The following is a 7,709-nucleotide window of genomic DNA, read 5'->3' on the forward strand; positions in this document are numbered from 1 at the left end:
CGCGGGCGTACTCTCGAAACAGTCATAACTCTCCGAAGGAGCGAGCGACGATGCCGCAGCTGAGGTCCCGCACAGTCACCCACGGCCGCAACATGGCGGGCGCCCGCGCCCTTATGCGCGCCTCCGGTGTACCCGGTGCGGACATCGGCCGGAAGCCGATCATCGCCATCGCCAACTCGTTCACCGAGTTCGTGCCCGGCCACACGCACCTCCAGCCCGTCGGCCGGATCGTCAGCGAGGCCGTGCGCGAGGCGGGCGGCATCCCGCGCGAGTTCAACACCATCGCCGTCGACGACGGCATCGCGATGGGCCACGGCGGCATGCTCTACTCGCTGCCCTCGCGCGACCTGATCGCCGACAGCGTCGAGTACATGGTCGAGGCGCACTGCGCCGACGCCCTGGTCTGCATCTCGAACTGCGACAAGATCACGCCCGGCATGCTGATGGCCGCCCTGCGCCTGAACATCCCGACGGTCTTCGTCTCCGGCGGCCCCATGGAGTCCGGCCGCGCGACCCTGGTCGACGGCACGGTCCGCACGCTCGACCTGGTCGACGCGATCTCCGACGCCGTGAACGACAAGATCTCGGACGAGGACATCCTCCGCATCGAGGAGAACGCCTGTCCGACCTGCGGCTCCTGCTCGGGCATGTTCACCGCCAACTCGATGAACTGCCTGACCGAGGCGATCGGCCTGTCCCTCCCGGGCAACGGCTCGGTCCTCGCCACGCACACCGCCCGCAAGGCGCTGTACGAGGACGCCGCCCGCACGGTCATGGACATCACCCGCCGCTACTACGACCAGGACGACGAGACGGTCCTGCCGCGCGCGGTCGCGTCCTTCGCCGCGTTCGAGAACGCCATGGCGCTCGACATCGCGATGGGCGGCTCCACCAACACGATCCTGCACCTGCTGGCCGCCGCCGAGGAGGCGGGCGTCACCTTCGGCCTGGAGCAGATCGACGCGGTCTCGCGCCGCGTGCCGTGCCTGGCCAAGGTCGCGCCCAACGTCGCCAAGGACCGCACGTACTACATGGAGGACGTGCACCGCGCCGGCGGCATCCCCGCCCTGCTCGGCGAACTGCACCGCGCGGGCCTGCTCAACGAGGACGTCCACTCCGTGCACAGCCCCTCCCTCGCGGACTGGCTGAAGACCTGGGACGTGCGCGGCGGCTCCCCCTCGCCCGAGGCGCTCGAACTGTGGCACGCGGCCCCCGGCTGTGTGCGCTCCGCCGAGGCGTTCTCCCAGTCGGAGCGCTGGGAGGCGCTCGACACGGACGCCGAGAACGGCTGCATCCACTCCGCCGAGCACGCCTACTCCAAGGACGGCGGCCTCGCGGTGCTCAAGGGCAACCTGGCCGTCGACGGCGCCGTCGTGAAGACCGCGGGCGTCGACGAGTCGATCTGGACGTTCGAGGGCCCGGCCGTCGTCTGCGAGTCGCAGGAGGAGGCCGTCGAGAAGATCCTCGCGAAGCGGATCACCGAGGGCGACGTCGTCGTCATCCGCTACGAGGGTCCCAAGGGCGGCCCCGGCATGCAGGAGATGCTCTACCCGACCTCGTACCTGAAGGGCCGCGGCCTCGGCAAGGCGTGCGCCCTGGTCACCGACGGCCGCTTCTCCGGCGGCACCTCGGGCCTGTCGATCGGCCACGCGTCGCCCGAGGCGGCGTCCGGCGGCACGATCGCCCTCGTCGAGGACGGCGACCGCATCCGCATCGACATCCCGAACCGCTCGATGGAGCTGCTGGTCGACGACGCCGAACTGGCCCGCCGCCGCGAGGCGCTGGGCGGCGTGTACGCGCCGAAGAACCGCGAGCGCAAGGTGAGCGCGGCCCTGCGCGCGTACGCCGCGATGGCCACCAGTGCCGACCGCGGCGCCGTGCGCGACCTCTCCCAGCTGGGCTGACCCGCCGCACCGCACCCCACGGAGGGGCCGCCGCCCGACCCGGGCCGGCGGCCCCTCCGCCGTTGGGTGCGGTGCGTGCGCACGGCACGGCTCGTACCGCCCGGCCGCACGCGCCGGACGTCCCCGCCCGCCCCGGCCGCATAATCGACGGGTGAGCGACGTGAGCGACGACAACCGAACCCCGGCCCCGGTCCCGGCCCAGGCCCCGGGCGCCTCCGCGGAACCAGCCGGCCCCCGCCCCGAACCCATCCGCTTCTTCGGCACGACCTGGGTCGACCACACCGGCAACTACGCGGCCCGCCGCGCCGGTCTGGCCGTCGGCTCGCTGGCCGCCGCGATCGTCGCCTGCCTGGTGCTCCGGTTCGCCTACCAGGGCCTCCAGATCGCCGACGTGGGGTCCTTCGTGACGATCCTGGTCGTCGTGATGTTCGCGGTGTGCAGCGCGCTCGCGTTCCGCAACACCTGGGACGCGTTCGACCGCCGCCCCGACCCGGACCGCCAGGCGTCCCTGCGCGGCCTGCTCGCGATCGGCTTCGTCGGATCCCTCCTCGCGTACTGCTTCCGCTGCCTCCGGGAGGCCCCCGGCGAGAAGCTGCACCGCGCGGAGTACGAGGAGGCACGCGCCCGCCGGGCCCGCCGCTCCGGGCGCCGTTCGGGCCACCCGGCGAAGAGGAAGCGCCCGACGCCCTGACCTGCCCGACGCCCCGATGCACCCGCCGACATCGGTGCCCCCCGCACCGACCCCGCCGCGGCCCCCGTACCCCGCCGCGCCATGATGGCGGCATGACCCTGCAGCCGCCCTCGCACGCCGCCCGCGCCCACTCCTTCAACGCAGCCGCCGCCGAGTACGCCGCACACCGGCCGTCCTACCCGCCCGCCCTGTTCGACGCGATCGAGGAACTCACGGGCCACCCCCTGGCCGGCGCCCGGGTGGCCGACGTCGGAGCCGGCACCGGCATCTCCACCGCGCTGCTGCACGCGCGCGGCGCGCGCGTGGTCGCCGTCGAGCCCGGCGAGGGCATGGCCGCGCAGCTGCACGCCGGTCTGCCCGACGTGCCCCTGGTCCGCGGCAACGGCAACGCCCTGCCGCTCGCCGACGACTCGGCCGACCTCATCACGTACGCGCAGGCCTGGCACTGGACCGACCCGGCCCTCGCCGTCCCCGAGGCCGTGCGGGTGCTGCGGCCGGGCGGCGCGCTCGCCCTGTGGTGGAACACCGACGACCTCGGCGTGCCGTGGATCGCCGAGTCCGCCGCCCGGATCAACGCCCACTTCGGCGTCGACCCGGCGCGCGAGCGCAGCGAACGCGGCGACCTGGTCCTGGCGGCGGACCCCACCGGGACCCTGGAGTTCGGCCGCCGCAAGGTCCGCTGGAGCCGCAGCGTGCCCGTCGACAAGCACCTGGCGAACATGGCCAGCCACTCCGTCTTCCTCGTCCAGGAGAAGGAGGCCACCGAGTCCTTCCTCGCCGGGGAGCGCGAGCACCTCCTCGCGGTCTTCCCGGACGGCCTGGTCGAGGAGACCTACATCGTCGACCTCCTGGTCGGCGTCAACGCCCGGCCCACCGCGGCCCCCGGCGCCTGACCGCGCGCGGCGGCCCACCCGTCCAGGGCCGCCGCGCACGCGTGGTCCACGTGCCGCAGCCCGCCCAGTTCGAGCCGCACCGGGCGGTCGGCCGGCAGTGCCTCCAGCGCGTCCAGCAGCTTCGGCAGCCGTAGGAACGTGGCGTGGCCCACCACCCGCACCACGAGCCCCGCCTCCCCGTGGTCCTCGGTCGCCACGTGCACGTGGCCGGCCTCCCACGCCGTCTTCGCGACCGCGAGCCCCAGCCCGACGAGCACGCCCTCGAAGAGGTTGCCGACGACGATCGCCCCGGCCGTCACCGCGAGCACCAGCAGCTCACCGCGATGCCCGCGCCACAGCGCGAAGAGCTCCCGCACGGGTACCAGCCGGCAGCCGGCGTGCACCAGGAGCGCGGCCGTCGCCGCCACCGGGATCATGCCGAGCACCCCGGGAAGCAGCGCCGCGAACACCAGCAGCCAGACCCCGTGCAGCACCCGCGACGCCTTGGTGCGCGCGCCCGCCCGCACGTTGGCCGCGCTGCGCACGATCACCGCCGTCATCGGCAGCGCCCCGAGCAGCCCGCACACGGCGTTGCCCACGCCCTGCGCCATCAGCTCGCGGTCGTAGTCGGTGCGCGGTCCGCGATGCAGCCGGTCCACCGCGGCCGCGCCGAACAGCGACTCCGCGGACGCGATCAGCGCGAGGGCGACGACCGTGCCGAGCACCCCGACGTCCACCAGCCGCCCCACGTCGGTCAGTTGGGGCACCCGCACGGAGTCCGCGAGCCCGTGCACCGTCACCCGCCGCACGGGCAGGCCGAACACACCGGTCACCAGCGCGGCCAGGCCCACCGCGACCAGCGGCGCGGGCACCAGCCGCGCGCCGCGCCGCCACCGCGGCCAGAGCAGCAGTACGGCGATGACGGCCCCGCCCAGCGCGAGGGCGGCCGGGTCCGCGCGGCCCGGCAGTGCGAGCAGCCCGGCGATCCTGCCCGGCCCGGTCGCGGGCGCGTCCACGTCACCGAGCGCGTACACCTGCCCGACGACCAGGACGAGCCCGATCCCGGTGAGCATCCCGTGCACCACGGCGACGGACACCGCCCGGAACCACCGCCCGAGCCGCAGCGCGCCCAGCCCGAGCTGCACGAGCCCGGCCGCGAGCACCAGAACGCCGAGCATCTCGACGCCGTACGTCCGTACGGCCTCGTACACGAGCACGGTCAGCCCGGCGGCCGGCCCGCTCACCTGGAGGCTGCTGCCGGGCAGCGCACCGGCGACGAGTCCGCCGACGATGCCGGTCACGAGCCCCAGTTCGGCGGGCACGCCGGAGGCCATGGCGACGCCCACGCAGAGCGGGAGGGCGACGAGGAAGACGACGAGGGAAGCGGACAGATCGGCCCTGAGAACGGCCGGGGCCGCGGCGTTGCCGCCCGCCCCGTGCCACTTGTCCAACGCCTTTTGCAGACCACCGCGCATGACGGCAGCACCTCCGGGTCGTGATGCGGGAGATGCGTGGGCGCCGCGCCGGGGGAGGCGCGACAGGGTGCTCGGCATATGACCTCGCACTGAAATCCATTGTCGGGAAAGCGAGTTGACCGGCCACCCCCTTCGTGTTGCCACCCTGTGAACGCGGAAGCGCAGCCACCGGAACGCGTCCTTCCGATCACCCCGCCGCGCGCCTGCGCCGTCCCGCGCACCCCCGGCCCCACCGGTGTCCCGCGGTGTCCCGCCCATCGGACGGCGCGCCCCGCACCCGTCGGCCGGGTGCGAGGATGACCCCCGGACGACGCAACCCGGAAGGCACCCCAGCCATGAGCCACAAAGTCGCAGTCCTCGGCACCGGCAAGATCGGCGAAGCCCTGCTCAGCGGAATGATCCGGGGCGGCTGGGCACCCGAGGACCTCCTGGTCACCACCCGACGGCCCGAACGGGCGGGGGAACTCCGCGCCCGGCACGGCGTCGTGCCGGTCACCAACGCCGAGGCCGCCAAGAGCGCCGACACCCTGATCCTGACGGTCAAGCCGCAGGACATGGGCACGCTCCTCGACGAACTCGCCCCGCACGTCCCCGCCGACCGCCTGGTGATCAGCGGCGCGGCGGGCATCCCGACCTCCTACGTCGAGGACCGTCTGGCGGCGGGCACGCCCGTGGTGCGGGTCATGACGAACACACCGGCCCTCGTCGACGAGGCGATGTCGGTCATCTCGGCCGGCGGCCACGCCACCGACGCGCACCTCGCGCACGCCGAGACGATCTTCGGTGCCGTGGGCAAGACCCTCCGCGTCCCGGAGACCCAGCAGGACGCCTGCACGGCCCTCTCCGGCTCCGGACCGGCGTACTTCTTCTACCTGGTCGAGGCCATGACGGACGCGGGCATCCTGCTCGGCCTGCCCCGCGACAAGGCCCACGAGCTCATCGTCCAGTCCGCGATCGGCGCCGCCGTGATGCTCCGCGACAGCGGCGAACACCCGGTCAAGCTCCGCGAGAACGTCACCTCTCCCGCGGGCACCACGATCAACGCCATCCGCGAACTGGAGAACCACGGCGTGCGGGCCGCCCTCATCGCCGCGCTGGAGGCCGCCCGCGACCGCAGCCGCGCGCTGGCCACCGGCAACGGCTGACACCGCTCACCCGTGGGCGAGGCCCTTCACCCCGCGCCCACGACGACCTCCGCCTCGGCGGGCAGCAGCCCGATCGCGCGGTACGCGGCGTCCACGGTCGGCCGGGCGAGCGCCCGCGCCCGCCGGGCCCCCTCCCGCAGCACCCCGTCGACGTACCCGGGGTCGGCGCACAGCTCCCGGTGCCGCTCCCGCAACGGCCGCAGCACCTCCACCACGGCGTCGGCGACGTCCTTCTTCAGGGCCCCGTACGACGTGTAGCCGTCGCCGAGTCCGGCCGGGTCGCCGTCGGTGCACGCGGCCAGGATCTCCAGCAGGTTCGCGACCCCGGGCCGCCCGGCCGGGTCGTACACGACGTCCGCCCCGCTGTCGGTGACCGCCCGCGCGACCTTCTTGCGCACGACGTCCGGCTCGTCGAGCAGGTAGACGATGCCGGGGCCGGAGTCGTCGGACTTGCCCATCTTGGCTCCGGGGTCCTGGAGGTTCATGACGCGCGCGGCCACCGCGGGCCGCGTCGCCCGCGGCACGACGAAGGTGTGCCCGTACCGCTGGTTGAACCGGACCGCGATGTCCCGCGCCAGCTCGACGTGCTGCGTCTGGTCGTCCCCGACCGGCACCTCGTGCGTGCCGTACGCGAGGATGTCCGCCGCCATCAGCACGGGATACGTGAGCAGCGACAGCCGCACGCTCCCGCCCCGCTCGCGCTCCCGGGCCGCCTTCTCCCGGTACTGGATCATCCGCCGCATCTCACCGTCGGTGGCGACGCACTCCAGCAGGTACGACAGCCGGGTGTGCTCGTCGACGTGGCTCTGCACGAACACCGTGCACAGTTCGGGGTCGAGGCCGGCGGCGAGCAGCAGCGTCGCGGTCTGCCTGCTGAGTCTGCGCACGCGCGCCGGATCGTGGTCCACCGTGAGCGCGTGCAGGTCGACCACGCAGAACACCGCGTCGCCGTGCCGCTGGTCCACCTCCGCCCACCGGCGCATGGCCCCGAGGTAGTTCCCGAGGGTCAGGTGCCCGGTCGGCTTGATCCCGCTGAAGACCCGTGTCATCTCTCCGCCTCCTGGTCGGGGCCGCCGCTTCCGGCGACCGCCTCCCCGGGGGGAGAAACAACAACGGCCGCCGAGGCGGCGGCCGTTGCGCGTACGTGGAGCTCGGCCGCCGTCAGGCGGCCCACCAGAGCTGGGTGCACGTGCGCGTAGTCATGGCGGTCAGCGTACGCCCGGGAGGGGCCCGGGACCATGAGTTGACACGCCCCGCCCTCGTACGTAGTGTTCTCCGAGTTGTCCGACGTGAGCGCCGACCCCGGTCGGTCCCCGGACAGCCATCCACAGCAAGTACCCAGTGATCGACGATTCGTCGTCGTGTCATTTCCGTGCCTGTTCGTGAATGAGGAATCCGCGTTCGAGAGAACGCCCCCGATTAGCGTCGGGAGTACGGACTCCGCTAAAGTCTCACTCGTCGGAAGGGCCCAACAGCCCCGAAGACAACCCGCTCTGACCGGGAATCAGAACCGAAAGGGTCTGCTAGAGTCGGAACCGCCGGAAAGGGAAACGCGAAAGCGAGAACCTGGAAAGCACCGAGGAAATCGGATCGAAAAGATCTGATAGAGTCGGAAACACCGA

General features: G+C 73.2%; 6 protein-coding genes. 4 read left to right on the forward strand and 2 right to left on the reverse strand.

The window, feature by feature from the left end; translation table 11 throughout:
• Window positions 1–50: 50 nt before the first annotated feature.
• From ilvD to ACFZA0_RS35140, 3 genes are all read left to right on the forward strand, one after another.
• On the forward strand, window positions 51–1,904 hold the full coding sequence (gene ilvD / locus ACFZA0_RS35130; RefSeq protein ID WP_391024523.1) for a dihydroxy-acid dehydratase: 1,854 nt from the start codon (window positions 51–53) through the stop codon (window positions 1,902–1,904).
• A gap of 160 nt (window positions 1,905–2,064) precedes the next feature.
• On the forward strand, window positions 2,065–2,595 hold the full coding sequence (locus ACFZA0_RS35135) for an EamA/RhaT family transporter (RefSeq protein WP_391024543.1): 531 nt from the start codon (window positions 2,065–2,067) through the stop codon (window positions 2,593–2,595).
• 92 nt (window positions 2,596–2,687) lie between these two features.
• Window positions 2,688–3,488 carry a methyltransferase domain-containing protein gene (locus ACFZA0_RS35140; protein WP_391024524.1) on the forward strand — a complete coding sequence of 267 codons (801 nt, stop codon included), beginning with the start codon at window positions 2,688–2,690 and terminating at the stop codon, window positions 3,486–3,488.
• Here ACFZA0_RS35140 and ACFZA0_RS35145 read toward each other — a convergent pair.
• On the reverse strand, window positions 3,428–4,942 hold the full coding sequence (locus ACFZA0_RS35145) for a SulP family inorganic anion transporter (RefSeq protein ID WP_391024525.1): 1,515 nt from the start codon (window positions 4,940–4,942) through the stop codon (window positions 3,428–3,430). The genes ACFZA0_RS35140 and ACFZA0_RS35145 overlap by 61 nt on opposite strands.
• A 335-nt stretch (window positions 4,943–5,277) precedes the next feature.
• Between ACFZA0_RS35145 and proC the strand changes: the two genes are divergently transcribed.
• A complete protein-coding gene (gene proC / locus ACFZA0_RS35150; protein WP_391024527.1) occupies window positions 5,278–6,087 on the forward strand; it encodes a pyrroline-5-carboxylate reductase in 810 nt (269 codons plus the stop codon).
• Between the two features lie 26 nt (window positions 6,088–6,113).
• On the opposite strand, the gene trpS is transcribed toward proC, so the two are convergent.
• Window positions 6,114–7,136: a tryptophan--tRNA ligase gene (trpS, locus tag ACFZA0_RS35155; RefSeq protein ID WP_391024530.1), complete on the reverse strand. Its 1,023-nt coding sequence runs from the start codon at window positions 7,134–7,136 to the stop codon at window positions 6,114–6,116.
• Window positions 7,137–7,709: the final 573 nt, after the last annotated feature.

Source organism: Streptomyces sp. NPDC008150, from assembly GCF_042956945.1.
Lineage (GTDB): Bacteria > Actinomycetota > Actinomycetes > Streptomycetales > Streptomycetaceae > Streptomyces.